Source organism: Mycobacterium sp. SMC-14, assembly GCF_046250075.1.
Taxonomy (GTDB): domain Bacteria; phylum Actinomycetota; class Actinomycetes; order Mycobacteriales; family Mycobacteriaceae; genus Mycobacterium.
This window is the reverse complement of sequence record NZ_CP176429.1, coordinates 4,232,394-4,256,538: the sequence shown is the minus strand read 5'-3', so window position 1 is coordinate 4,256,538 and position 24,145 is coordinate 4,232,394. Positions and strand designations below refer to the sequence as shown.

Sequence of the window (24,145 nt, the reverse complement as noted above, 5' to 3'; positions counted from 1 at the left end):
CAGATCCGGCTTCTCGTACCATTAGTTTGGTTTTTTAGATAACGCATTACTTCGAGTTATCCACAGTCGCGAATTTCATCCACACTTGGTGTGAATTGGCTGGCGTCGCGGGGTGCGTCGCACCACGGTGAGGCGGTGAGCACAGCCACCCGCCTGTTGGCCCTCGTCACCCAATCGGCGCTACGCGACGAACTGGACCGGGTGGCCGCGGCGGTGGGTGTCCGCGTGATCCACCTGGGCTCGGCGATACCGAACCGCAGGGCCTGGTCCGCCGCTGCCGCGGTAGTGCTCGACGAGCAGGCTGCCGCCCGCTGCGGCCCGGCCCGATTACCGCGCCGCCCCCACGTCGTCGTGCTCACCACCGGCGAGCCCACCACCCTCGCCTGGCAAGCCGGCGTCGTCGTCGGGGCGCAACGGGTCCTCGCGCTGCCCGCCGAAGCTGACGAACTGGTGGCCGAGCTGGCCGAAGCCGGCGAGTCGGTGCGGGACGGGGCGCGCCGCGGCGACGTCATCGCGGTGATCGGCGCACGTGGGGGAGCGGGCGCATCGTTGCTGGCAACGGCGCTGGCCCAGCAGGCAGGTGATGCGCTGTTGGTCGACCTCGACGCTTGGGGCGGCGGTATCGATCTGCTCGCCGGTACCGAGAATGCCGCCGGCCTGCGCTGGTGCGACCTGGCGCAGCACAGCGGGCGGCTGACTTGGCCGGCGCTGCGCGGAGCCCTGCCCCGCCACCACGGGGTGAGTGTGCTGTCCGGCGCTCGGCGGGGCGACGCGGCCCAGGAGACCCCTGGAGTCGAAACCGGCCCCGTCGACGCAGTCGTGGATGCCGGCCGTCGAGGCGGGGTGACGGTGGTCTGCGACCTGCCCCGGACGTGGGCCGACCCGGTCGAGACCGCGCTGAGCGCCGCCGATCTCGTCGTGGTGATCAGTCCCTGCGACGTGCGGTCGTGCGCGGCCGGGGCCGCGATCGCACCGCGTCTTCGCGCGCTGAACCCCAATGTCGGCCTGGTGGTACGGGGGCCGGCCCCCGGCGGACTCCGAGCCGCGGAGGTGGCAGAGATCGTCGGGCTACCCTTGCTGGCCGCATTGCGGGCCGAGCCGCGACTGGCCGAGCGACTCGAACATACGGGCTTGCATTTGCATCGGCGTTCGGCGCTGGCGGTGGCAGCCGGACGAGTACTCGAAATGTTGCCCCAGCGGAAAGCTTTGGCATCATGAGGGATTCGTTGATCGACCGGGTCCGGGAGCGGCTGGCGTCGGAGTCCGGGGGATCGTCGGAGTTACGCCCCCAGGCGGTGGCCGCGGCGATCCGGGCCGAATCCGGTGGGGTGCTCGGCGATACCGAAATGCTGTCCAGCCTGCGAGTGTTGCAGACCGAACTGACCGGCGCCGGGGTGCTGGAACCACTGCTGTGCGCGTCGGGCACCACCGACGTCCTGGTCACCGCGCCCGACGCCGTGTGGGTCGACGATGGGGCAGGCCTGCGGCGCACCGAGATCCGGTTCGCCGATGAAGCGGCGGTGCGCCGGCTGGCTCAACGACTGGCAGTGGCGGCGGGACGCCGGCTCGACGACGCCCAACCCTGGGTGGACGGGCAGCTGCACGGCTTCAACGTCGGAGGCGCCGGCGAGTTCACCGTGCGTCTGCACGCGATCCTGCCGCCCGTCGCTGCCGATGGCACGTGCCTGTCGCTGCGGGTGCTGCGCCCGGCCACCCAAGACCTCGCCGCACTGACCGCCGCGGGCGCCATTGCGCCGCCGGCAGCGGCGCTGCTGACCGACATCATCGCCGCCCGACTGGCGTTTCTGGTCTCCGGCGGTACCGGCGCCGGCAAGACGACCCTGCTGGCCGCCCTGCTCGGCGCGGTCAACGAAGGCGAGCGTGTGGTCTGCGTCGAGGACGCTCCCGAACTGCAACCCCGCCACCCTCATCTGGTCCGGCTGGTGGCCCGCGCGGCGAACGTTGAAGGCGCCGGCGAGGTGGGGCTGCGCGAGTTGGTCCGGCAGGCGCTGCGGATGCGGCCGGACCGGTTGGTGGTCGGCGAGGTCCGGGGCGCCGAAGTGGTCGACCTGCTCGCCGCATTGAACACCGGCCACGACGGCGGTGCCGGGACCGTGCACGCCAACAACCCCGCTGAAGTCCCGGCCCGCCTCGAAGCGCTTGCCGCACTGGGTGGTCTGGACCGTGCGGGCCTGCACAGCCAGTTGGCGGCGGCCGTCTTATCTGGTGTCGCGAGCATGTGTGTATGACTGTTACCGATTAGGTGCGTCCCGTGCCGATCAGCCTAATCGGGAACGATTGAATCGCACGGTGTGCCCGCCTAGGGATTGCGCGGCTGCCATCCCGGCCCGTTTCTCCTGTCGCCTGCCCGGTTGCACTGATTGCGCCCCGGGAGAGGGCTCACCCCGGGCGGTTGTCGTCTGTGCCCCTTTGACCGTCGGGCTGTGGAACTGCGGATTGGGCTTCCTGGGTCCGGTGAGTGGCCAGGAAGTCGTCGACGATGCGGGCGCAGTCGTGTGCGGTGATGGATCGCAGGCCGGTCATTCGTGCGAACGCGAGTGGTCCGATGAGTTGGCACAGTGCGAGATCCGGGTCCAGGCCGTCGAATTCAGCAGCGGCCTCAATGTCTTGCAGGATGGCGTCGAAGGGCTGCCGGTATTGGTTGATGACCCGCGCTCGCAGCGCCTGCGGGGCATGTTCGGTGCTGGCGTGATCGATTGTGGTCGGGCCCAGGGCGAGCCAGGCCAGCATGGTGATGTGTGCTGGGGCGTCGGCGAACAGCGCAGACTGTCGGGTGAGCAGTTCGATGAGTCGTTCGCGCAATGTCCCACTGGCCGGCCCGGGTGGGGTTACTTGAGGTAAGAGTCGCTCGAAGGTGGCCGCGAGCAACTGCGATGAGCTGCCGAAATGGCGGTAGAGGGTGGTGCGGGCCACCTTGGAAGCTTTGGTGACCGCCTCGATGGTGACGGCTTCGATGCCACCGCTGCTGAGCAGCGCGGTCGCGGCGTCGAGCAAGCGGTTGCGCGACCGGGTCCGGCGGGGGTCAATATCGTCGTCATCGGGCACCGGCGGTACCTGCTCGCTGCTCACACCCACTCACCCCTCGCCTCATTCCAGATTCCCGACCAATTACCCGCGTCACCGCCCGTAACGGGTACCGTACCAACGGTAGCGCAGCGAAACTATGTGTACCGAAGGTGTCGTTGGTGGCCGATCACTCACCGCATCACGATGTCGCGTCCGGCCGCTCGGGTGCGGCACGGCCTGAGCTGCTGCCCGCACATACTCGGACGTGTATGGGTTGCGGACCGCAGAATCCGCACGGTCTGCAGCTGGTGGTTTACCGCAGCGGCGACACGGTGTACGCGGACGTGACTTTCGACGAACGCCACGTCGGCGCGCCCGGTCTGGCGCACGGCGGGGCGGTCGCCGCCGCCTGCGACGACGTGCTGGGGTTCGCGCTGTGGATTGCCGGCGCGCCCGCTGTGACACGCAGCCTGACCGTCGAATACCTCCAGCCGGTCGTGCTGCATCGATCCCACCGCATCACCGCGCACATTGCCTCCCGGGAAGGCCGCGTGCTGCACATCGGCGCAACCGGCACCGACCCCGAGGGGGCCACCCGATTCACCGCAAATGCGGTGTTCGTCGTGGTCACCGCCGATCACTTCGCCGCCTATGGCGACGTAGCAGCGTTCGAACATCTTCTTCGGCGGCTCGGGGACAACGGGGCGCCGAGCGATCCGGAATCCTGACCCGCAACCCGTAACGCTATTACTAGTAGCGCAGCGCTACTTGCCGTACCATTTCAGTGCAGACCGGTTGGGCGTCGACGGAGGTGCGCGATGTACACCACGTGGATCGAAGGTTGCACCGTGCAGCGGATGTCGTTGCAGGGTGATCTGGTGTTGAGCTTTGATGACGCCAACGAGGTAGTCATCAGTTGCCTGCTGTGGCTTGCCCTGCCGGCTAGCGGTGAGTTTCCGGCCGAGGAAGTGCTCATCGACCCGCGCGAGGTCGCCGCCCACCAACGTCCGCTACTGGATCTGGCGGGTGCGGTGTGCACGAAGGCATGCCACGACGATTCCGGTCGGCTACTCCTGAGCTTCTCCAACGGCCTGCGCATCGAGGTCAGCGCCAACGAGCGCGCCACCGCCTGGGAGCTCTACGGCAAACACCACGGTTACATGGCGTGCCTGCCGCACGGCAGGGTCAAGGTGGTCCGCCATGACATCCCCTACGACGAGGACGACAATGCCGGTGCAACGACCCCCAACTAAGGATCTTCGTCATCGCCGGCAGCCGAGTCATTGTGACCGGCGGCAGCGTCTTTCGTGGGCGCAGGCGCGGTGAGTGCGGACAACCCGGGCGGTGCGGGCACGGCAACCCTGCCTGTGCGGGCCCGCAACGGGGTGGCCGATCCGGGCCAATCCAGTGAGTACAGCAGCCGGTTAGCAACACTGGCCGGGTTCACGGTGCGTCATAAAGCACTGGTCATCGGCGGCTGGATCGCCGTCGCCGTGCTGCTTGCACTGGTGTTCCCGCAGCTGGAAACGGTGGTACGGCAGCAATCGGTGAACCTGATCCCCCGCGACGCCGCGTCGTTTCAAACCGTGGACCGCATGAGCGCGGCCTTCGGTGAACAGGGCTCCAAAACGATGCTGGTCGTGGCGATGGAAGACCCCGACGGCTTAACCGCGCCGGTGCGCAACCGCTATGAGCAGTTGGTGGTGCAGCTGCGCGCCGATACCGACCACGTCTTGCTGGTTCAAGATCTGCTCGCCGACCCGGTCACCGCGGCGCATGCGACCAGCAATGACGGCAAAGCCTGGTATCTGCCGGTGGGTGTGGCCGGCACCCTGGGTGACCCCAAGGCCGCCGAATCCGTCCAAGCCGTGCGCGACATCGCCGCCGGTTTATTCGCCGGTTCACCGACGACCGTGCACGTGACGGGCCCGGCGGCCACCTTCAACGACCAGATCGCTGCCGCCGAACACGACCTGCTGCTGATCTCGATCGCCACCGCCGCGCTGATCGCACTGATCCTGCTGATTGTCTACCGGTCGGTGTTCACCGCCTTGCTGCCCCTGCTGGTGATCGGGGTCAGCCTGGCCGTCGGCCGTGGTGTGCTGTCTGTCCTCGGCGAGAGCGGCATGCCCGTCTCGCAGTTCACCGTGGCGTTCATGACCGTGATCCTGCTCGGGGCGGGCACCGACTACACGGTGTTTTTGATCAGCCGCTACCACGAACAGCGCCGCGCACATGTCCCCGCCGATCAGGCCGTCATTCATGCCACCGCCAGCATCGGGCGCGTGATCCTGGCCTCGGCGGCCACCGTTGCGCTGGCCTTTTTTGCCATGGTTTTCGCTCGCCTCAGTGTTTTCGCCGGGCTCGGCCCGGCCTGCGCGGTCGCCGTGCTGGTCGGATTCCTGGCCACCGTGACCCTGTTGCCGCCGGTGCTGGCGCTGGCCGCCCGCCGTGGAATCGGCGAGCCGAAATCCGATCGAACCCGCCGCTACTGGAACAGTGTCGCTGTCGCGGTGGTCCGCCGGCCGGTGCCACTGTTGGCCGTGAGCCTGGTGATCCTGCTGGCCCTCTCGGCCATCGCCACCACGATGAAGATCAGCTACGACGACCGCAAAGGCCAGCCTGCCACCACCGCCAGCAACCAGGGTTACCAACTGCTGGATCGCCACTTCCCCAAAGACGTCGTCATCACCGAATTTCTCGTCGTGGAGAACCCCGACGACATGCGCACCAGCAAAGGTCTGGCCGACCTCGACGAGATGGCCTCCCGGGTCGCCCAAGTATCCGGGGTCACCAAAGTCATCGGGATAACCCGCCCCACCGGCACCCGTCTCGAACAAGCCCAACTGTCTTGGCAGAACAGGCAGATCGGCGACAAGATGGCCGACGCCGTCGCCGATGGCGACGCACGAAAAGGCGACCTCACTCAACTCACCGACGGCGCCGATCAACTCGCTGGCGGCCTGGCCCAGCTCGATGCCGCCCTGCACGCGATCTTGACCCCGCTGTCGGGCGTACTGGCCCGAGCCCAATCCGGTGACACCCTGCTGTGGTCATCTCGACCGTTGCTGCAAGAACTTTCGGCCTCCGCACCCACCGTCGACCAAGCCATCCAATCCGGCCCCGGGCTGCGGTCGCGGGCGGATCAAGCCGAAACCGCCCTCGCCGTGCTGGCCCCCCTCGTCGATGGCCTGAACACTTCCGAGTGGTGTGCCACCACGCCGCAATGCGCGCAAATCCGTAACCAGGTCCGGATCCTGGTGAGTTTGCGCGATAACGGATTCTTCACCGAAGTCGCCACCCTCGGCGATCGCTACAACCCTGACACCGACGCCACCATTGCTGGCACCCTTGCCGACATACAAGCCGCTGCCGCAGCACTTGACAAGGCCTTCGGAACTCAGGGTGATCCCGCGGACCCGGCCGGCAACATCGGCCGGCTCCAAGAGGGCGTCGGCCAACTCGCTTCCGGGGCGCAAGCGCTGGCCGCCGGTGTGCACGCCCTGGCCGACAGCAACATCGAAATGTTGGCTCGGATGGGCCAGGTCGCCGCCCAACTGCAGAACTCGGCCCGCGCCAGCGCCGGCTCTGACGCAGCGAGCGGTTTCTACCTGCCCGCCAGTGCCTTCGATAACCGTCAATTCACCGACGTTGCCAAACAATTCCTCTCACCCGATGGCAAAACCGCCCGCTTTGTCGTCGAATCCAGCTACGACCCCTACAGCGCGCAGGCGATCACCCTCGCCCGCCAGATCGTCGAGACCGCCGACACCGCCCGCCCCAACACCACCCTGGCCAACGCCACTATCGCCGTTGCCGGGTTCCCCGCCGTCAACTCCGACATCCAACGGCTCCTGTCGGCTGACTTCACCCAACTGGCCATCAGCACCCTGGTCATCGTCGGACTCATCCTCATCCTGCTCTTGCGCGCCCTGCTCGCCCCGCTATACCTGCTGGGGACGGTCGTGCTGAACTACCTGGCCTCACTGGGCATCGGAGTGCTGGTCTTCCAATGGGGACTCGGCTACGAAATCGCCTGGCCCGTCCCGTTGCTGGCTTTCATCATCCTGGTAGCCGTCGGCGCCGACTACAACATGCTGCTCGTCTCACGGCTGCGGGAGGAATCCAAACACAACATTCGCGTAGGGGTACTGCGCACCGTCGCCCGCACCGGCTCGGTCATCACCTCGGCCGGAATCATCTTCGCCGCCAGCATGTTCGGACTGATGTTCGGCTCCATCGCGATCATGATCCAAGTCGGCCTCATCATCGGCTGCGGACTCCTACTCGACACATTCCTCGTTCGCACCCTCACCGTCCCCGCCATCGCCACACTCCTGCGCGAAGCCAGCTGGTGGCCCAACACGCCGCGCTCTATCCCACCTCCACACCGTCAGGCCCGCCTGAGCGATCCGTATTACGACACAGGCACCCTGTAACCGCCGCAGATTGGGGGATTACGGCTACGGGTGCGTGGTTTCGGCGCCACAATGGCTGGAATCGCGAGTGAAGTGCAGGCGGTGCCCCAAGCCGTTGTTGCGATGGCACCCATTAGCCGCCGCCCCCTGCACCGTTTCCGGCGTCGAGTTGTCCGTAGAGCAGTGCGATTGTCGATTCTTGTTCGGCAAGCTTGGTTCTCAGTGCGCGGATCTCACCGTCCTTGGCGACCAGTTGGGCACGTAGGGCGGCTACGACGGTGCTCTCGCGGCCCGTCGCGGCGTCGAGCGAAGGCGGCTGGCGTCGGTAGGCGTCGATGATCGCGACGAGGTCGCGGTGCTTGTAGACGGTCTTGCGTTCTACGCCGGCGCGGGCAGCGACGGTGGATATGTTGATGATGGCGTTGGTCTTGCGCAGGTGTTTGATGGCGCGTTCGATATCCCGGCGCTTGGTCTGGGAGATGTTCTTACGGTAGTCGGCCAGGGCGCGGCGGGCGTTATCCGAAGGGGGAGGGGGGCGTTGCCTCATCCGGGTGCGTTGGGGTCGGCTTTGCGTAGAACAGATTCGTGGCTGCCGCGGGTCTTGACCTTCAACAGCGGCAACCGGTTTGAGGCACCAGCACCGCCCACACTGGCTCCGTTCGCGAGGCCCTCGGTGTCGGTGTGCAGACGCTCGATGATCGCGTCCAGAGAGGCGATCTCCCGGCGCCGTTCGTGAATCCACACGTTGTCGTCGGTGAGTTCCCGCCCGCTACGTCGCCGGTACTGTTCGCGGCGGACCTCGATCAAGTTGACGGTCTTGGCGCGCTGCGCGATCAATTCGTCGAGATGAGTGGCGTCGGTGGCGAAATGCCCGCATGACAGACAAGCATTTCCTTTGTCACAGCTCTTCAGCGGAGGAAGCAGGCACACGCCGTTGGGAAGTACCCGATCCGTGCGGGCCGCCAGTTGAGTCATGTCATAAATATCGGATGGACTGATTGCGATATCGGTGCCGTGTGCGCCGACCTTCTTGTGCCGCAGGAATTCTGACTCAGCTGTTGCAGCAAGCGTCGCAGCGTAGCGCAGGGTCATCTCAGGGGATGCGTGCCCAAGGTATCGCTGTACCACGTGAATGGGAACGCCGTCGTTTAGCAACTCGGTGGCCCGGGTATGGCGCAGCCGATGGGTCTGGCTGAACCGCAGCGGACGCCCGGCCGAGTCGGCCAGGCCGTGAACCTTGTCGAGTTTGTTCAGTGCCACACCGTAGGACTGGTAGGTGCGGGCCCGGTGGCCCTGATGCTGGTGGCGCAGTCCGAGGAACAGGTACTTCGGGCTCAGCCCAGGGTAGCGGCGGCGAACCCACTGTTGCTGTTCGGTGATCACGTTGACCACCGCCTTCTCAACCAGGATCGACGGCAGTACCCCGTCGACCTTGGTCTGCTGGTAGCGCAACTTGGCGACGAATGCGTTGGGGTCATCGGAATCTGTGGGGCGTTCCGGGCCGGGAATAGCGGTCAGAGGGTCGAAGTCGAGCATCAGTATCTCCGAGGCTCGGCGTCCGGTCAGCGCCTGCAGCAGCCAGACGCGCGCGGCTTGCGGGTCTCCGAGGCCGGCGACAACCGAGATCGTTGCATCAGGGTGAGTGATGGCCACCGGCATACCGCGATCGGCCGCCAGCACATCGAGGTAGCACAGCATCTGCTGCAATTCCGACGTGGAGAACCACGTCAGCTCCCGCTGCCGGTTGGCGCGGCGCGTTCGAAACGCCGCGCCCCACAGACGCGTGTAGGTGTCGGTGATCTGAGCCCACCGGGGGTCGCCGGTCGCCGCAGCGGCTTCCTCGGCGTGATCAACCATGAAGGCGTAGAACACCTGGGCCTGCGACTGGGTCGAGTCCACCGCGGATGCTGACAACGGCCGGTCTGGTTTGAACTGTGCGGATGGGGATTTCAGGTAGTTGGAGAACTCGGTGAACAACAACCGCAGGGCGGCGCGGTCATCGGCCAACAGTGGGGTGCTGATGTTGCGGGCGGCCAAGAACGGGCCGAGGTGCCTGGCCATGTTGCGAGCACGATCGGCTACCGATGACCAGCGCAGCAATTCCGCGGTTATGGAGGTGCGCAGCCAGAACCGCACGCCCTCACGCAGCCAGGGCGGGTGGATCGCGGCAAGTTTGACGACTTGGTCATGGCTGGGTTCATGTTCGCGCTGTGGTATGCGGGGATCAGCCCGTAGATCCCAGATGTCATGGGCCCACCACGGGGCATCGGTGCAGCGCACCGATACGTAAAGATGCAGGTGCTCGATCAAGGCCACGACCTGGCGCCGAGCCCCCGCGGAGGGCAGGCGGGCGTTGCGGCGCTCAAAGCGCACCACGGCGTGACGTACGACATCCTCGGCCGCGAGGTCTGCAATGCTCACTGGAGGCCGGTGATACCGCTGCTGGTGCTCGGCGGCGGCGTCGGTCAAGGCGACGGCCGTCCACTTCAGCAGGAACGGCTCGATCTTGCGGATTCCTTCGTGGCCGCACAACCACACCCACCACGCCATTTCTTGGCGAAAGCGTTCTGGGACATCGGCGGGGGTGAAGTCGTGGCCGTCGGGATTGTTCAGGTAGCGCTGGTTGCGCACGAACACGGCGTCGAACGGTGCAGCGTCGATGCGGTAGTGCAAAGTTCGCCACGATTCAGGGACCTGCTGCCATTGCCGATCCCACACGGTGGCCGCCGCGGATCCTGCAGAATCGACGTGACTGTTACGGGGTTGAGTCATGGCTCACCTTCCAGCCGGCGACGAAGCTCTTCCACTGCGCGACCGTGCGCATCTCGGCGTCGGCGGTCACCCACCCGTAGATCGACAGCGTGGTCTGCACATCGGCGTGGCCGAGACGGCGCATCACCACGTGTTCAGGCACCCCAGACAACAGCAGAGCTGTAGCGTGGGTGTGGCGCAGCCAGTGAGGAGTCCAGTCCTGCGGCAACACATCAGCATGGGCGGCCGTGAGGGTGTCCACCTTGTCGTAGACGGTTTCCGGGCGCAACGGTGCATAGCGCTGGCCGCGTGCCAGATTGACGAACACGAAGTGCGACGCCAGATCGGCAACCGCGACGTCGGCGGCCCACCCGATCAGCTGCCACACGTACTCGCTGTAGAGGGCTACCAGATCATCGCCGATGTAGATCCGGCGTGCACCGGACTTGGCTCGTACCCCATGGGGGTGATCGTCGCGGCCGGCCACCAGAATCGACGGAGTCTCACCCCCGGTGATATGGAAATCATTGTGGCGCAAAGATAATGCTTCACCTATTCGCATTCCGGTCTCGGCCAGGACGGCGAAGAATAACCGGTCACGCAAACCCGCCTCGCTGCCGGTCCACTCACCCGACGGCGACTGCACACTGCAGCCATCCAGGATGGCGTTGACTTGATCGGGCAACAACACCGGCGTCTCGCTGCGATTGGGTGCACGCCGGCGGTGCACAGGCACCTCCTGATCACGTCGCGGTCCGACACCAGCCAGGGTGGGGGCATAGCGGCGCCGCGAGGATCGGGCGTGGGAGGAAAACAAGCGGCGGTACGGGCGGGTCAAATCGTGGGCGTCGGCGAAGTACCGGTACATCGACAACACCGCAGCCCCCCGCGGCTGCAACGACGACTCGGCCATCCCAGGCCCGGGCTCACCGATACGGACCATGCCCGGCAGATCCCCAGTCCGCAGATAACACAGGAACTCGCCAAACAGGCTAGTGGGAAAATCATCCCAGGCCGCGCCGGTGTGTTCGAGCACCGTCCACCACGCCGATAGCCCGTATGCGTAGGCACGCACCGTATTTGGAGACGCGCCCTGATCTGCGAGGAACCGCAAGTACTCTCGGGCAGGTGCAACGGGTAGCCGATCGGCGCCGACCACCGTGTAGGTATCAGGCCGGTCCGGGAAACACAGCCGCTGCACCCGCGCCACGTTCAGCAGCCTCTCGCGCCGTTCATGGAGTTTTACCGCGACGGAAATCGTCGAGGCGGACCACTTGATGCCGCTCTTCCGGGGCTGATCCGCTAGCACCGCGCATCCCGACGGCAGCCATCGGGCGCCTGTCAGATGCAGGTGAAGGCCGTTGCGTAGCCAGGAACCATTCGAGCAGATCCGATGGAAATATCATTGACTCGCGTGCGGCCAGCATCGGCACCGAGGCATCCCCGTAGCAGCGTTCCACCCACTTGCGCAGCAGCCTGGGCCGCTCGGGGTCACGTTCGTTCCATCCGGGTTCCGTCATACCCCAGGTATGCCCAGTCTCAGGATTGATCCGTGAATACAGTTGTGTGGTAAGCATTTTTGCGCGATCAGCGTCGATCAATCCCGAGTCACGCATGTGCATGATCAGCGAACCCAACGACAAGCCCCACTTGTCCTTGAGCGGTTTGAGGTTCAACAGTGACATCACCTGTGGCAACTCCGGCGCCAGCGCGGCGACGGGCGCCAACAACTCGGTGGCGAACCGGTTGGCCTCCAACTCCTCGCCCGAGTTCACCGAGCAGTGCCCACGGCTGTGCAACACCAAATGCCCCAACTCATGGGCAACGGTGAATCGGGTCCGTTCCCACGACTCGGATTCGCGCAACACTACGAGCGGGCGATCCCGGTGTCGTCCCACCCAACTCGAATAACCCAAGTGCTTCTCGTCACGCGCTCTCCCCGGTGTGGCCGCGAACTCGCTCTCCCACTCACCCGGAGTGCGCCGCCGGACGATCACCGGTGCACCCAATCGCTCAGTTTCATACATCAAATCATCCAGTGGCTCATGAGGTTCTAGCCCCATCGCCTCGCGCAGCCACCCTGCGGCCTGGACCGCGCTCGGCCGGTGATGATCCTTGCCGCAGATCGACGGGACCTTCACATGAGGCAATTTCGACCGCTCATCCAGGTCGCCGAGAAAATCGCCGGCGAGCGAAGCGAACGTCGCCAAGAAGTCCTGCTCGCCAACAGTCATCGACTTTGGCGCCCGGAAAAGCAACTCACCCGCCGATACGCGAGACTGCGGTTCCGAGCTGAAAAACCGTGCAGGAAAGCGGAACAACTCCGACAGCCCCGCAACCTCATCAACGGACAACATGATCGTCGAAGACTTCTCGATCTTCGTCTGGCGGGCATTGCTCCAGCCAACCAGGCCCACCACAGAAGTTGCCGTCATGCGCCGCAATAGCCGGGCCTGCCGGACCCGTGCACCAAAAACCTCGATCATCGTGCGCTCGATTCAACATCACCCGAGTGGGAGCCCCGCATGCACCCAGCAGTGTGCACGAGGGCTACGACGATTCCGGCGGCGCTTCGTTCAGTGTCTCCTCGGTGACGCCGTCGGCATCCGCGAAGTCCTCGTCCCGGCGCCGCTTTCCGGGCATTGCAACCTCGGTAGCCTGCGTGAACGGATCCATGGTGGGTGCCGTTTTCGCACGCTGCTCCATGATCGGTGGCGGCAGCGGAGTGCTGGCGTAGAGTACCTGAACCTTGTCGGTGAGTATGCCCGCAGCCAAGACCGCACCACCCAAGCCCAGATTGCCTGGCCACCACAGTACGTATTGCCGATACCCGGGAGGCTCCGGAATGCCATCCCCGCCGCCGATTGGGTACCCCAATTCCTCCTCGATACTCAGCTGATGCTCGCCGGGCACATACTCCACCGATTCGAGCAGGCTGCCGTCCCAGTTGCGTGGATGTTTGCGCACCCCGATACGAGACCCCTTCCCGTCGACCAGAACAATCCCAAACCCGTTGCCCTTGATCGCCTTCAAAGTCGAGTCCTCGGTCTGGCGACGCCACCTCGAGAACAGCAACGTCTCCAGCAGCGTGCATGACACGGTGATTCCTCGGGGATCGTTCCCCTGATCGACGTACCGGTCCGGAACCTCCGCCAACCTCGCACACAGATCGCCATGCGTTTCGCCCAACACGAGAGCATGCTGCTCGACGAACTTCTCCACCAGCAGTTGTGGATTGTCGTGTAGGTCCATGGGGTGAATTTTTACCCCGGTATCCCACATCGGCCGGCGCGCCACGCCGTGCAAACTTGGAAAATGTTTGGCCAACCATACCTAAGAGGATACATGTATACGATGATTAATGTGCAGGTAAACACGCTGATTAACCAATAGAACGTGTTAAACCTCTGATAAACCTACCAGGTGCTGGTGCACGTGGCGCGGGATCGCGATGGCAGGCGGCGACTCACCGACATCTCGATGCTGCGCCGCGCCGCCGGTGGACAGGTACAGGTCGCGCCGGTATGGCAGGCCGGGCGTGGCCTGGTCGACCACGCCGTCGAATTCCGCGGCATGCTGCGCGATCGGATGCCCGCGTGAGCGGCCCCGCGGCCGCCGCACTGGCCTTGGCCGCGGCGACGCTGCTCGGTGTTTCACCGCGCCGCCGCATCGCACCGATCGGCCGCCGCCCTGGCGCTCCGATCGTCGGCCGGGCCGGCCGGTGGAGCGTCGTCGGCACGGTGGCCGGAGTCGCTGTGCTGGCGGTGCTGGCCCTGCCGCCGAGCACGTGGCTGGCTGGGGTCGTTTTGGCGGCCACGTTCGCGGTGCGCCACCGCCGCGGTCTGCGCCGCCGCCGGGCCGGCGCGGAATCGCGCGCCTTGGAAACGGCCCTGGATGCCTTGACCGCGGAGCTGCGGGTGGGAGCACATCCGGTGCGCGCGTTCGCCGTTGCGGCTGCAGAATCCAACCACCCCGCGGTGGCCGCCGGCCTGGGCGGCGTCGCCGCCAGGGCCCGACTGGGCGCCGACGTGGCGACCGGCCTGCGTGATGTAGCCGGATCCTCGGCGCTGCCCTCGCAGTGGGAGCGGCTCGCCGCCTATTGGGAGCTCGGGGGACAGCACGGCTTGGCGATCGCCACCCTGATGCAGGCCGCGCAACGCGATATCACTGCCCGGCACAGGTTCACGGCGCGCGCCGAAGCCGGTATGGCCGGCGCCCGCGCCTCGTCGACGCTCTTGGCCTGTCTGCCGTTGCTCGGCGTGTTACTGGGGCAGTTGATCGGCGCGCGGCCGGTCGGATTTCTCCTTGGCGGAGCGGGTGGGCTGCTGTCGCTGATCGGGGTGAGCCTGGTCTGCGCCGGGCTGCTCTGGTCCGACCGGATCACCACGCGGGCCGGTGGTGTCACGTGACCGCCGCAGCGATGTTGCTGGCTGTGGCAGTGCTTGCCGCCGCCGGACCGGCGACGGTGCGGGCGCGCGCCGGGCTGCCCCGGCCAGTCAGTCCGCCGCCCGGTCGGCCAGTCGCGGGCAGGGACGCGCTGGCGCTGGCCGCCGACCTGGACGTGTTCGCGCTCTGCCTGACGGCGGGGATGTCCGTCTCTGGTGCGGCCGTGGCCACCGCCCGGCACGCGCCGCCGCCACTGTCCGGGGTGTTGAGCCGGGGCGCCGACCTGCTGGCGCTGGGGGCTGAACCGGCCATTGCCTGGTCGGCGCCGAACGGACCGGCCGGCGGGGCACTCGACCCGACCACCACCGCGGTATTGCGTCTGGCTCGAAGGTCGGGGTCATCCGGCGCTGCGCTGGCCGCCGGGCTCGGCGAACTTGCTGCGCAGTCCCGTGACGAGGCCGCGCACACGGCCACGGCCGCTGCCGAGCGGGCGGGAGTGCTGATCGCCGGGCCGCTCGGGCTGTGCTTTCTGCCCGCGTTCGTGTGCCTGGGCATCGTGCCGGTGGTGGCTGGGTTGGCCGGCGACGTGTTGCGGTCGGGCCTGCTGTGATCGTCGATCTTCGCGGGCGGGCCGCGAGAGCCGAAGAGGGTTACCGATGAAGGAGGCTTTATGAGAACGCGGGTATTTCAGGCGCGCAACATGTTTCGTGTCATCTCGTTGAAGATGGTGCTGTTGGCATCCGATGATTCCGGGATGTCCACGGTGGAATATGCCATCGGGACCATCGCTGCCGCGGCTTTCGGCGCGATCCTCTACACCGTGGTCACCGGTGATTCGATCGTGTCGGCACTGAACCGCGTCATCGGACGCGCGTTGAACACCAAGGTCTGACGGGTGGCGACCGGCCGTGCGTCACTTGCCGAGGATGCCGGCGCCAGCACGGTCGAGGCGGCGTTCGCGCTGGCGGCCCTGGTCTCGGTGCTGGTGCTGTGCCTGGCCGGGATCACCGCGGTATCCGCCCAGATCCGCTGCGTCGACGCCGCCCGGGAAGCCGCTCGGCTTGCGGCGCGCGGAGACGCGACCGCGGTCACCGCGGTGGTGCGGCGAATCGCACCCGACGGTGCGACGGTCCGGTTGCGCTCCGAGGGCGACCTGGTGGTTGCCAGTGTCACCGCTCGGCCGGTTCTGTTGCCCGGCATGGCGATCACCGCCGAGGCGGTCTCGGCAGCCGAGCCGCCGCGGTGAATCCGGTGGGGCCACCGTGGCGGCCGCCGCGATGATCGCGGTGCTGCTGAGCGTCACCGGCGGCGGCTTCATCCTCGGTGCCGCGGTCATTGCGCGGCATCGCGCGCAGGCCATTGCCGACCTGGCAGCTCTGGCCGGTGCGGCCCGGATTCCCGCCGGGCCCGCGACGGCCTGCGCGCACGCCACCATGCTGGGCTCGCGGATGCATGCCGCTGAAATCACCTGCACGGTCGACGGACTCGATGTGGTGATCGCTGTCGTGATGCCAGTGCCAGGCTGGCGGCTCGGCCCAGCCCGGGCGGCGGCTCGCGCCGGGCCGATCGCGACGGCCTAGGGGGCCTCGAGCGCCTGTTCCAAACCGGCTCGATCAGAATCGGTGGGGCCCAACCCCGCCTCGGCGAGTTCGGCAGCGGTGGGCAGGCGCAGCGCGATCAGTCCGGCTACGGTGCCCTCGTCGAGATCCACCCGGTTGACCGTCACGTGCACCGGCGCCCAACCGCCGTCCACCTGGCGCAGCCGCAGCACTCCGCTTGCCGGGGCCTGGGAACGAGCCAGGTCGCTTTCCATTCGGGCGATCTGCACCTGGTCGTCGGGATGTGCCCGCGAGACGTCCGCCGGACCGCGCCAGTCGTAGAACGGGCACGGGTCGTCGAGCCACTTCAACAGCCGCCGGGTGGCAAGATCGACCACGGCCCGGTGCACGCCCGGCTGGGCCAATGCGTGCAGGATCTGCTGCGCCAGGAAGTCGGGGCGCTGGACCGCGCCATCGAACTGGCCGCGCCAGTTCATCCCGCGTGTCACCAGGTGCTCACGCCCGCCGGGGACGGCCTCGCGGGCGGTGCGGACCACGAAGCCCACCCGAATGTTCTCACCGTTGAAATCGGTGACATCCCAACTGCTGCAGATGGTCTGGCCGGGTTCGGCCCGGATCGCCAGCGCCAGCACCTTGTTCTCGTTGGGGCTGAACTCGCGGGCGGGCAACTCTTCGACGAACGCCCTGCCGTGGGTGGCCTCCACCTCCGGGTCTTTGCCGCTGTTGATCAGCGACTCTCGGGTGTCGGTGGCCACTCCCTGGGTCAGGTCCCATTTCAGCGGGCCCGGGATGGGGCGCTCGGACGGTTCCATGTCGGCCGGCCCGGTCCAGACGTGCACGCCGTGCACCCGACCGTCGGACATCACCACGGGTTCGGTGCGGATCACCCGATCGCGGCGGGGTGTGATGCTGGCCAGGGGCTGCCCGGTCCGCACCGATTCGGCGATCGCGGTCTGAATCGCCGCGAGGTGTGGGCTGCGTCGCAGGAACTGGGTGAGCGGCACCAGGTTCTTCAGCTGACGGCCTTGGGCGACGACTACCGGTTCACCCCCGAGGGTCTCCACCAGCAACCAGTCGTGCGCCATAATCCACCGATATTACGGCCACCGCCCTTCTACCAGCGTCAACAGCGAATTATTTCCCGGATCCGACGAGCGCTTCTCGCGGGCCGGCGCCCTGCCAAGTTGCGGAGGATCCGGTGCAGCCGGTAACTTACGGCCGCATCCGATCATGTATCGGGTTGGGAACGGATCGCATCTCTCGACCGTTCGTCTTACTGGTCCCGCGCGCCTTTTCGCGTGGTGACGCCCGTCACTGCGATGCAGTTACCGGGGTAAGGGCTCGGGGGAGTCGGCCGTTCGGGGGGTCGGCCGACTCCCGCAGTCATTCCGCACTGATGCGCCAGCCGTCGAGCTTGCCCAGCACCAATCGCAGCACGCGCACCGCGCCTTCTTTGTCCAACGGGTCATTGCCGTTGCCGCACTTGGGGGATTGCACGCACGACGGACAGCCGTTCGGGCATTCGCAGGATTCGATCGCCTCCGCGGTGGCGGTCAGCCAGGTGGCCGCCGCACGGAATCCCCGTTCGGCGAAGCCGGCACCGCCAGGGTGGCCGTCATAGACGAAGACGCTGGGCAAGGCGCCCAGCGCCGCGGGACCCACCGCGGTGGACAGCCCGCCGATGTCGCCGCGATCGCAGCTGGCCACCAGCGGCAGCAGCCCGATCGCCGCATGCTCGGCGGCGTGTAGCGCCCCCGGGATCGCAGGTTCGGCGACCCCGCAGGCGGCCAGCGCGTCGGCGGCGATGGTGTAGACCACGGCCATGGTGGGCAACGTCGCCGGCGGCACGTCCAGATCGATGAAGTCCAGCACCTCCCCGGTCGGCAGCCGTCGCAGGTAGCCGACGATCTGGCGGGTCACCGTCACCGGCACCAGGCCCAGACTGACCGGGCCGAACCAGGCACGCTCACCGTCCCCCGTCACGTCGATGTCGGTGATCTCGCGCGCGAATGTGGCGTAGCCGGGATCCTCGGCGTGCACAAACGCGATCTGGCGCTCCGTGTCCAGCGAGTCGACCACATAACTCTCGCCCTGATGCAAATACACCGCGCCGGTGTGCACCGTGGCCGGCGCCCGTCCGGCGTCGACACTGCCCAGCAGCCGGCCGGTGTCGGCTTCGACGATCACCACCTGCCCGCCGGCCGACCCGCGGATCTCTACCGTCGCGTGCGGCTCCAGTCCGGGCGCCGGGAAGTATCGGTCGGACCGCCGTCGCAACAATCCGTCGTCGACCAGGGTGTCGGCCACCTGCTCGGCGCCCAGTTGCGCCACCTCGGCGGCGGTCAGCGGCAGTTCGGCGGCCGCGCACAGCAGCTGCGGTCCCAGCACGTAGGGGTTGGCCGGGTCGATCACCACCTGCTCGATCGGCTTGTCCAGCAGCGCCGCGGGGTGGTGCACCAGATAGGTGTCCAGCGGGTCGTCGCGGGCGACCAGCACGATCAGCGCCGTCTGCCCCCGTCGGCCCGACCGGCCGGCCTGCTGCCAGAACGATGTCACGGTGCCGGGGAAGCCGGCCATCACCACCGCGTCCAGCCCGGCGATGTCCACTCCGAGTTCCAGGGCGTTCGTGGTGGCCAGGCCATACAACTGGCCGTCGGCCAGCGCACGCTCTAGGGCGCGACGATCCTCGGCCAGGTATCCGGCCCGATAGGAGGCCACCTTCTCGACCAGGGCCGGGGCCACCGATTCCAGCCGGGTGCGGGCCGCCAGCGCGGTGAGCTCCGCGCCCCGGCGCGAGCGCACGAAGGTCAGCGTGCGTGCCCCCTCGGCGATCAGGTCGGCCATCACCCGGGCCGCCTCGGTGCCGGCGGCGCGACGTACCGGTGCGCCGTTCTCCCCGGTCAGGTCGGTGCGCAGCGCCGGTTCCCACAGGGCCACCGTTCGGGCCCCGTGTGGTGAGCCGTCCTCGGTGACCTCTGCGACGGGTTGTCCGACCAGCGCCGACGCGCTGGCTCCCGGCGATGCGGTGGTGGCACTGGCGAAGATCACGGTGGGACCGGTAGGTGCCCCCGGCGCCGAGTAGCGCGCACACAGCCGCAGCAGCCGTCGCAGCACCATCGCCACATGCGAACCGAAGATCCCCCGGTAGTAGTGGCATTCGTCGACGATCACGAAGCGCAGCCCGCGCAGGAAGGCCGCCCAGCGGGCGTGGTTGCGCAGTAGTGACAGATGGATCATGTCCGGGTTGGAGAACACCCAGCGGGACCGTTCCCGGGCGAACCGGCGGATCTCGGCGGCGCTGTCGCCGTCGTAGGCGGTGGGGGCCACCGCTCCGGCTGCGCCACCGAGTCGGGGAACCGCCGTGGTCAGCGTGTGCGCTGCGCGCAGCTGATCGTGCCCCAGTGCCTTCGTGGGCGACAGATAGAGCACCCGGGCGCGGGGATCGGTCACCAGCGCCTGCAGCACCGGCAGCTGATAGGCCAGCGATTTCCCCGACGCCGTACCGGTGCTGATCACTACGTGACGCCCGGCGTGCGCCAGTTCGGCGGCGGCCAGCTGATGCGACCACGGCGCCTCGATCCCCCGTCCGGTGAAGGCAGTGATCACGTCGGGCTCGGCCCAGCCCGGCCAGGCGCCGGTGCGGCCCGCTGACGCCGGCAGATCGGCGACGTGACGCAGCGGGTCTTCACCGGATTCGACCCCGGCGAGCGCGGCGGCCAGCAATTCACCACCGAAACTCGCCGTCATTGGCCCCGTCCTCAATTGCCTGGTTCATGCGGCGGTCCCAGCTTCGCCTCTCCTACGTCGAGTCTCGCTGAACCGCCGGCCTCGAATGCCCGCCGCCGTATTGTTCACCCTGCCTCAAACCTTCGACAGGTCATTTAGGCACCGCAGTCTGTCCTAAGGGCCACGAACATGGTTGACTGATGGGCGGTCGTAGCTTCTGTGTTCGTGTTAAGCCTTCGCAGGATCTGTGGTTGCGGCCGCAGTGCCCGCGGGGGAGTGTCGGTGTCCGCACCGGCCGACCGCCAGGGTACGGCGGTCGGAACAGGCCCGGGGCAGCGAAATGCGGTGCCCCGAACAACGGTGCGTACCGCACCGGGCAAGAAGAGTAAGGAAAGATCGACAAATGCCACAGGGAACTGTGAAGTGGTTCAACGCGGAAAAGGGCTTCGGCTTCATCGCACCAGAGGACGGCTCGGCGGACGTGTTTGTCCACTACACGGAGATCCAGGGAAGCGGCTTTCGCACCCTTGAGGAAAACCAGCGGGTGGAGTTCGAGGTCGGGCAGAGCCCCAAGGGCCCCCAGGCCACGGGCGTCCGCGCCGTCTGAGCCACGGAATTTGACGTCACCCCCCGGGCAGCTCCCGCCAACGGAGCTAAGCCGGGGGGTTTCGTTTCGGGCGGGTAAGACCTCCCCGGATGCCGCCGGATGGTGGACCGGCTTACTGTCGGTGACGTGAGCCAGCTTTCCTTCTTTTCGGCAGAGTCGGTGCCGCCCAGCGTCGCCGACCTCACCGGGGTGCTGGCTGGCCCGGGGCAGATCGTCGTGGCGGGCGATGGAGCGCGACTGTCGGTCGTGGTCGACGCCCAGTGGCGAGCTGTGGCGTTGGCCGAGCTGATCGGCGAGGCCGGTCTGTTGTCCGAGGTCACCCGCACCGAGGAGGACACCCCGCTGGTGCGGACCGCGGTCGACGCACGCTTGCGTGTGCTGGCCCAGGCGTGGACCCGCGGTGCGGTCAAGACCGTCCCGCCGCAATGGCTGCCGGGTCCGCGTGAACTGCGGGCGTGGACGCTGGCGGCCGGCTCCGTCGAAGGCGACCGATACCTGCTCGGGCTCGACCCACACGCGCCGGACACCTTCGAGCCGCTGGCTTCGGCCATGATGCGGGTGGGCATCGCGCCCACCCTGATCGGCACCCGCGGGGGTCATCCAGCGCTGCGGATCACCGGCCGCCGTAGGTTGTCGCGGCTGGTAGAAAACGTCGGGGAATCACCCGCGGACCCCGAGGCGTTGAGCCAATGGCCGCGTGTCGGAGCCACGATCCCGGGCTATGCGGACGGGTTTTGAGAGAATGCACTGCTGAACGCCGGTTTGCATCGGCGCGGTCGTGAGTGCGAGATTGTCAGGTGTCCACTGGCGGCGTGACGCGGCGGTGCGGACAGAAGTGGAGTGGTAAGCGCAAGGTGGCTGACTCTGAAACGGTGAGCGCCCGCAATGGCGATAAGACACCCGTGCGGCGGCTCGTCATTGTCGAGTCGCCCACCAAGGCACGGAAAATTGCGGGTTACCTGGGCCGTAACTACGTTGTCGAGTCCTCCCGAGGGCACATCCGGGACCTGCCGCGCAACGCCGCCGACGTGCCGGCGAAGTACAAGACCGAAGCATGGGCGCGCCTGGGCGTCAACGTCGACGCCGACTTCGAACCGCTCTACATCGTCAGCCCCGACAAAAAGAGCACCGTTGCCGAGCTCAAGGACCTGCTCAAGGACGTCGACGAGCTCTATCTGGCCACCGATGGTGACCGGGAGGGCGAGGCGATCGCCTGGCACCTGCTGGAGACCCTGAAACCGCGCATCCCGGTCAAACGGATGGTGTTCCACGAGATCACCGAGCCGGCGATCCGCAACGCCGCCGAAAACCCCCGCGACCTGGACATCGACCTGGTAGACGCGCAGGAGACCCGGCGCGTCCTGGACCGGTTGTACGGCTACGAGGTCAGCCCCGTGCTGTGGAAGAAGGTCGCGCCGAAGCTGTCGGCGGGCCGCGTCCAGTCGGTGGCCACCCGCATCATCGTGCAGCGCGAACGCGAGCGGATGGCGTTCCGCAGTGCCTCCTACTGGGACGTGGTCGCCCAACTGGACGCCAGCGTCTCCGACCCGACGGCCTCCCCGCCCAACTTCACCGCCCGACTGGTCGCCGTCGACGAGCTGCGGGTGGCCAGCGGACGCGACTTCGACTCGCTGGGGGCACTGAAGAAGCCCGCCGAGGTGCGGGTGCTCGACGAAGCCGCGGCCACCGCCCTGGCGGCTGGGCTGCAGGGCGCGTCGCTGTCGGTGACCTCGGTCGAGGAGAAGCCCTACACCCGGCGGCCCTACGCGCCCTTCATGACCTCGACGTTGCAGCAGGAAGCCGGCCGCAAGCTGCGGTTCTCCGCCGAGCGGACGATGAGTATCGCCCAGCGGCTCTACGAGAACGGCTACATCACCTACATGCGTACCGACTCGACGACGCTGTCGCAGTCGGCCATTGATGCCGCGCGTACCCAGGCCCGCCAGCTCTACGGCGAGGAGTACGTCTCGCCGTCGCCGCGGCAGTACACCCGCAAGGTCAAGAACGCCCAGGAAGCCCACGAGGCGATCCGGCCCGCCGGCGAGACGTTCGCGACACCCGACGCGGTACGCAACGAGCTGGGCAGCGATGAGTTCCGGCTCTACGAGCTGATCTGGCAGCGCACCGTCGCCTCGCAGATGGCCGACGCCCGCGGCACCACGCTGAGCCTGCGGATCGGGGGGCGATCCGGCAGTGAGCAGGTGACGTTCGCCGCCAGCGGCCGCACCATCACCTTCCCCGGCTTCCTCAAGGCCTACGTGGAGACCGTCGACGAGTTGGCCGGCGGCGAAGCCGACGATGCCGAGCGCCGGCTGCCGCAGCTGACCCAGGGCCAGCGGGTGGACGCCACCGAGGCGAACCCGGATGGCCACGCCACCAACCCGCCCGCGCGCTACACCGAGGCCTCGCTGGTCAAGGCGCTCGAAGAGTTGGGCATCGGACGGCCCTCGACATACTCCTCGATCATCAAGACCATTCAGGACCGCGGCTACGTCTACAAGAAGGGCAGCGCCCTGGTCCCGACCTGGGTGGCGTTCGCCGTGATCGGCCTGCTCGAGCAGCACTTCGGTCGCCTGGTCGACTACGATTTCACCGCGGCGATGGAGGACGAGCTCGACGGGATCGCCGCCGGGCGCCAGCGTCGCACGGACTGGCTGCACAACTTCTACTTCGGCGGCGACTACGGCGTGGAAGGCTCGATCTCCCGGGCCGGCGGGCTGAAGAAGCTGGTCGGGGTGAACCTGGAGGGCATCGACGCCCGCGAGATCAACTCGATCAAGCTGTTCGACGACGCCGAGGGACGACCGGTCTACGTGCGGGTGGGCAAGAACGGGCCCTACCTGGAGCGCATGGTCACCGGTGACGACGGCGAGCCGACCCCGCAGCGGGCCAACCTGGATGATTCGCTCCCGCCGGATGAGCTGACTCTGGCCTTGGCCGAGGAACGCTTCGCCACCCCGCAGGAGGGCCGACCGCTCGGTGTCGACCCGGCCACCGGGCACGAGATCGTCGCCAAGGACGGCCGCTACGGCCCGTATGTCACCGAAGTTCTGCCGCCGCCGCCCGATGACGAGTCCGGTAGCACCGCCAAGAAGGGCAAGAAGCCGGTCGGCCCCAAGCCCCGCACCGGTTCGTTGCTGCGCAGCATGAGCCTGGAAACCGTGACCCTCGACGACGCCCTGAAGCTGTTGTCGTTGCCGCGGGTGGTCGGCGTCGACCCGGAGTCCGGTGATGAGATCACCGCTCAGAACGGCCGCTACGGGCCATACCTGAAGCGCGGCACCGATTCTCGGTCGCTGGCCACCGAAGAGCAGATCTTCGAGATCTCTCTCGAAGAGGCGCTGAAGATCTACGCCGAGCCGAAACGCCGTGGCCGCCAAGCAGCTGCGACCGCGGCGCTGCGGGAGCTGGGTGTTGACCCGGCGAGCGGCAAGCCCATGGTGATCAAGGACGGCCGGTTCGGCCCGTACGTGACCGACGGTGAGACCAACGCCAGCCTGCGCAAGGGCGACGAGGTGGCCACGATCACCGATGAGCGTGCCGCCGAACTGCTCGCCGACCGGCGGGCGCGGGGACCGGCGAAGAAGGCTGCCAAGAAGACCGCCCGCAAGGCGCCGGCGAAAAAGGCACCGGCGAAGAAGGCAGCCGCGAAGAAGGCTTCGAAGAGCTGA

22 protein-coding genes are annotated in these 24,145 nt (G+C 67.3%); 14 read left to right on the top strand and 8 right to left on the bottom strand.

From position 1 onward, the window contains the following. Positions 1-153 precede the first annotated feature (153 nt). A complete protein-coding gene (gene ssd, locus ACKY0W_RS20185) occupies positions 154-1,218 on the top strand; it encodes a septum site-determining protein Ssd (protein ID WP_409437867.1) in 1,065 nt (354 codons plus the stop codon). Beyond that, on the top strand, positions 1,215-2,249 hold the full coding sequence (locus tag ACKY0W_RS20180) for a TadA family conjugal transfer-associated ATPase (RefSeq protein ID WP_409435521.1): 1,035 nt from the start codon (positions 1,215-1,217) through the stop codon (positions 2,247-2,249). Before ssd ends, ACKY0W_RS20180 begins: the two co-directional genes overlap by 4 nt. A 151-nt stretch (positions 2,250-2,400) precedes the next feature. On the opposite strand, the gene ACKY0W_RS20175 is transcribed toward ACKY0W_RS20180, so the two are convergent. Continuing rightward, on the bottom strand, positions 2,401-3,090 hold the full coding sequence (locus ACKY0W_RS20175; protein WP_046284848.1) for a TetR/AcrR family transcriptional regulator: 690 nt from the start codon (positions 3,088-3,090) through the stop codon (positions 2,401-2,403). A gap of 206 nt (positions 3,091-3,296) precedes the next feature. On the opposite strand from ACKY0W_RS20175, the gene ACKY0W_RS20170 reads away from it, so the two are divergent. The 3 genes from ACKY0W_RS20170 to ACKY0W_RS20160 all read left to right on the top strand — a co-directional run bounded on the left by ACKY0W_RS20170 (position 3,297) and on the right by ACKY0W_RS20160 (position 7,466). After that, positions 3,297-3,755, top strand: coding sequence for a PaaI family thioesterase (locus tag ACKY0W_RS20170; protein WP_046284847.1), 459 nt, complete (start codon positions 3,297-3,299; stop codon positions 3,753-3,755). Between the two features lie 90 nt (positions 3,756-3,845). Continuing rightward, positions 3,846-4,280 (top strand): DUF6188 family protein, encoded by a 435-nt coding sequence (locus tag ACKY0W_RS20165; protein WP_046284846.1) that lies wholly within the window; start codon positions 3,846-3,848, stop codon positions 4,278-4,280. 69 nt (positions 4,281-4,349) lie between these two features. After that, positions 4,350-7,466, top strand: coding sequence for an RND family transporter (locus tag ACKY0W_RS20160; protein WP_082108291.1), 3,117 nt, complete (start codon positions 4,350-4,352; stop codon positions 7,464-7,466). Between the two features lie 112 nt (positions 7,467-7,578). On the opposite strand, the gene ACKY0W_RS20155 is transcribed toward ACKY0W_RS20160, so the two are convergent. The 5 genes from ACKY0W_RS20155 to ACKY0W_RS20135 form a co-directional block, all read right to left on the bottom strand. Further along, the gene (locus tag ACKY0W_RS20155; RefSeq protein WP_046284845.1) at positions 7,579-7,992 is read right to left on the bottom strand and encodes a hypothetical protein; all 414 of its coding nucleotides are present in this window, start codon (positions 7,990-7,992) and stop codon (positions 7,579-7,581) included. Continuing rightward, positions 7,989-10,217: a tyrosine-type recombinase/integrase gene (locus ACKY0W_RS20150; RefSeq protein ID WP_046284844.1), complete on the bottom strand. Its 2,229-nt coding sequence runs from the start codon at positions 10,215-10,217 to the stop codon at positions 7,989-7,991. The genes ACKY0W_RS20155 and ACKY0W_RS20150 overlap by 4 nt, the downstream gene beginning before the upstream one ends. Next, the gene (locus ACKY0W_RS20145; RefSeq protein WP_109401152.1) at positions 10,201-11,406 is read right to left on the bottom strand and encodes a tyrosine-type recombinase/integrase; all 1,206 of its coding nucleotides are present in this window, start codon (positions 11,404-11,406) and stop codon (positions 10,201-10,203) included. Before ACKY0W_RS20145 ends, ACKY0W_RS20150 begins: the two co-directional genes overlap by 17 nt. A 22-nt stretch (positions 11,407-11,428) precedes the next feature. Then, positions 11,429-12,682, bottom strand: coding sequence for an ImmA/IrrE family metallo-endopeptidase (locus tag ACKY0W_RS20140; protein WP_052741218.1), 1,254 nt, complete (start codon positions 12,680-12,682; stop codon positions 11,429-11,431). Positions 12,683-12,746: 64 nt separating this feature from the next. After that, on the bottom strand, positions 12,747-13,448 hold the full coding sequence (locus tag ACKY0W_RS20135; protein WP_046284843.1) for a hypothetical protein: 702 nt from the start codon (positions 13,446-13,448) through the stop codon (positions 12,747-12,749). Between the two features lie 171 nt (positions 13,449-13,619). Between ACKY0W_RS20135 and ACKY0W_RS20130 the strand changes: the two genes are divergently transcribed. The 6 genes from ACKY0W_RS20130 (at position 13,620) to ACKY0W_RS20105 (ending at position 16,162) form a co-directional block, all read left to right on the top strand. After that, complete coding sequence (locus tag ACKY0W_RS20130; protein WP_409435520.1) at positions 13,620-13,796, top strand: hypothetical protein; 177 nt, start codon at positions 13,620-13,622, stop codon at positions 13,794-13,796. After that, entirely contained in the window at positions 13,793-14,605 is an 813-nt protein-coding gene (locus tag ACKY0W_RS20125; RefSeq protein ID WP_409435519.1) for a type II secretion system F family protein, read from the top strand. Before ACKY0W_RS20130 ends, ACKY0W_RS20125 begins: the two co-directional genes overlap by 4 nt. Next, positions 14,602-15,192: a type II secretion system F family protein gene (locus tag ACKY0W_RS20120; protein ID WP_409435518.1), complete on the top strand. Its 591-nt coding sequence runs from the start codon at positions 14,602-14,604 to the stop codon at positions 15,190-15,192. Before ACKY0W_RS20125 ends, ACKY0W_RS20120 begins: the two co-directional genes overlap by 4 nt. A gap of 90 nt (positions 15,193-15,282) precedes the next feature. Beyond that, positions 15,283-15,474, top strand: coding sequence for a DUF4244 domain-containing protein (locus ACKY0W_RS20115; protein WP_406756923.1), 192 nt, complete (start codon positions 15,283-15,285; stop codon positions 15,472-15,474). Positions 15,475-15,477: 3 nt separating this feature from the next. Next, positions 15,478-15,828 (top strand): TadE family type IV pilus minor pilin, encoded by a 351-nt coding sequence (locus tag ACKY0W_RS20110; protein ID WP_409435517.1) that lies wholly within the window; start codon positions 15,478-15,480, stop codon positions 15,826-15,828. 16 nt (positions 15,829-15,844) lie between these two features. Next, positions 15,845-16,162 (top strand): Rv3654c family TadE-like protein, encoded by a 318-nt coding sequence (locus tag ACKY0W_RS20105; protein ID WP_409435516.1) that lies wholly within the window; start codon positions 15,845-15,847, stop codon positions 16,160-16,162. On the opposite strand, the gene ACKY0W_RS20100 is transcribed toward ACKY0W_RS20105, so the two are convergent. Next, the gene (locus ACKY0W_RS20100; RefSeq protein WP_409435515.1) at positions 16,159-17,226 is read right to left on the bottom strand and encodes a PAS domain-containing protein; all 1,068 of its coding nucleotides are present in this window, start codon (positions 17,224-17,226) and stop codon (positions 16,159-16,161) included. The genes ACKY0W_RS20105 and ACKY0W_RS20100 overlap by 4 nt on opposite strands. 298 nt (positions 17,227-17,524) lie before the next feature. After that, positions 17,525-19,888 (bottom strand): DEAD/DEAH box helicase, encoded by a 2,364-nt coding sequence (locus tag ACKY0W_RS20095; protein WP_409435514.1) that lies wholly within the window; start codon positions 19,886-19,888, stop codon positions 17,525-17,527. Between the two features lie 382 nt (positions 19,889-20,270). Here ACKY0W_RS20095 and ACKY0W_RS20090 point away from each other — a divergent pair, with 382 nt between their 5' ends. From ACKY0W_RS20090 to topA, 3 genes are all read left to right on the top strand, one after another. Beyond that, entirely contained in the window at positions 20,271-20,474 is a 204-nt protein-coding gene (locus ACKY0W_RS20090; RefSeq protein ID WP_005138711.1) for a cold-shock protein, read from the top strand. 126 nt (positions 20,475-20,600) lie between these two features. Continuing rightward, entirely contained in the window at positions 20,601-21,212 is a 612-nt protein-coding gene (locus ACKY0W_RS20085) for a hypothetical protein (RefSeq protein WP_409435513.1), read from the top strand. A 116-nt stretch (positions 21,213-21,328) separates the two neighbouring features. Beyond that, positions 21,329-24,145: a type I DNA topoisomerase gene (gene topA / locus ACKY0W_RS20080; RefSeq protein ID WP_409435512.1), complete on the top strand. Its 2,817-nt coding sequence runs from the start codon at positions 21,329-21,331 to the stop codon at positions 24,143-24,145.

Excerpts from the sequence above, each read along its gene's own strand:
- ACKY0W_RS20165 (WP_046284846.1), top strand. The coding sequence starts at position 3,846 with ATGTACACCACGTGGATCGAAGGTTGCACCGTGCAGCGGATGTCGTTG.
- ACKY0W_RS20140 (WP_052741218.1), bottom strand. The coding sequence starts at position 12,682 with ATGATCGAGGTTTTTGGTGCACGGGTCCGGCAGGCCCGGCTATTGCGG.
- ACKY0W_RS20155 (WP_046284845.1), bottom strand. The coding sequence starts at position 7,992 with ATGAGGCAACGCCCCCCTCCCCCTTCGGATAACGCCCGCCGCGCCCTG.
- ACKY0W_RS20180 (WP_409435521.1), top strand. The coding sequence starts at position 1,215 with ATGAGGGATTCGTTGATCGACCGGGTCCGGGAGCGGCTGGCGTCGGAG.
- ACKY0W_RS20090 (WP_005138711.1), top strand. The coding sequence starts at position 20,271 with ATGCCACAGGGAACTGTGAAGTGGTTCAACGCGGAAAAGGGCTTCGGC.
- ACKY0W_RS20150 (WP_046284844.1), bottom strand. The coding sequence starts at position 10,217 with ATGACTCAACCCCGTAACAGTCACGTCGATTCTGCAGGATCCGCGGCG.
- ACKY0W_RS20100 (WP_409435515.1), bottom strand. The coding sequence starts at position 17,226 with ATGGCGCACGACTGGTTGCTGGTGGAGACCCTCGGGGGTGAACCGGTA.
- ACKY0W_RS20095 (WP_409435514.1), bottom strand. The coding sequence starts at position 19,888 with ATGACGGCGAGTTTCGGTGGTGAATTGCTGGCCGCCGCGCTCGCCGGG.
- ACKY0W_RS20170 (WP_046284847.1), top strand. The coding sequence starts at position 3,297 with ATGGGTTGCGGACCGCAGAATCCGCACGGTCTGCAGCTGGTGGTTTAC.
- ACKY0W_RS20135 (WP_046284843.1), bottom strand. The coding sequence starts at position 13,448 with ATGGACCTACACGACAATCCACAACTGCTGGTGGAGAAGTTCGTCGAG.
- ACKY0W_RS20115 (WP_406756923.1), top strand. The coding sequence starts at position 15,283 with ATGTTTCGTGTCATCTCGTTGAAGATGGTGCTGTTGGCATCCGATGAT.